The sequence below is a fragment of the Streptomyces sp. NPDC051172 genome, from assembly GCF_040682555.1.
Lineage (GTDB): Bacteria > Actinomycetota > Actinomycetes > Streptomycetales > Streptomycetaceae > Streptomyces.
This window is the reverse complement of record NZ_JBFBBE010000518.1, coordinates 1-1,002: the sequence shown is the minus strand read 5'-3', so window position 1 is coordinate 1,002 and position 1,002 is coordinate 1. Positions and strand designations below refer to the sequence as shown.

The window sequence follows — 1,002 nt, the reverse complement described above, 5'->3', positions numbered from 1 at the left end:
GCTGCGATCGCTTTCATCGTCTGCCCTGCCTGGTACTCGGCCACAATGGCCCGCTCCGTCTCAGTAGGCAGGTGCTTCCCTTTGCACGCCGATCGCGGAGGCTGCGGCACGTGTCGCGGCGCAGCACCTCTGATCTGCCCTCGGGCCTCTGCCACCAGGCCATCGAGTTGGCGGACTGTCTCGTCTTGATTGCAGTAAGTCCGTAGGAGCCCCACCAGTCAGAAGGACCGGTCCATATGGACCGGGCCTTCGTCGTCGTCGGGCTCCCGTGCGGTGTGCACGCCGGGGTACGCGGCGCGCTCGACCGCCGTGAGTGTGGGTTCCACCGCACGGCTCTCCCGCGCCGAGGCGACGGCGGCCTCGAGCACCGCCATCACGGCGACGGCCTGGTCCGGGGTGGCGGGGTCGCTGCGCGGGCGGCCGAGGATCGCGTCGCGCACGCCCGCGTAGGACCGCTGCTGGGCTCCGGTCGGCGCGGGGACGCGCTCGATGTTCCCCTCCCCGTCGTGCAGGAGGATCGGGTCGGGGTCGACACCCCAGCCCTCGGCGCCGGGGAGCAGACCCGCGCGCAGCTGCCCCTCCTGCTGATCCGGCAGTTCCTTCACCGCGGAGCCGCGCGTGCCGTGGACCGCGAAGCGCGGGCTGCCGCCGGCCACGAGCATCGACGCCTGCAGGACCACGCGCCGGCTCGGGTACTGCAGCACGCAGTGCGCCCAGTCCTCGACCGGGGCGCCGGGGCGCAGGGCCGCGAGGTCGGCGTCCACGCGTTCGGGGACGCCGAAGAGCAGGAGCGCCTGGTCGACCAGGTGCGGTCCGAGGTCGAACCAGATGCCGCCCCCGGGCACCGCGGCTTCCCGCCAGCGGTCCCGGACGGTGGGGCGAAAGCGGTCGATGCGGGACTCGAGATGGACGACGTCCCCGTGGCGGCCGGAGCGGACGAGCTCGGCGACGCCCTGGAAGTCGCTGTCGAAGCGGCGGTTCTGGACCAGGCGCAGCACTCGC

1 protein-coding gene is annotated in these 1,002 nt (G+C 73.1%); it reads right to left on the bottom strand.

The features are described 5' to 3' along the window. Positions 1-218: 218 nt before the first annotated feature. The coding region (locus AB0N07_RS52385; protein ID WP_365848230.1) for a Gfo/Idh/MocA family oxidoreductase at positions 219-1,002 on the bottom strand (784 nt) is incomplete at its 5' end.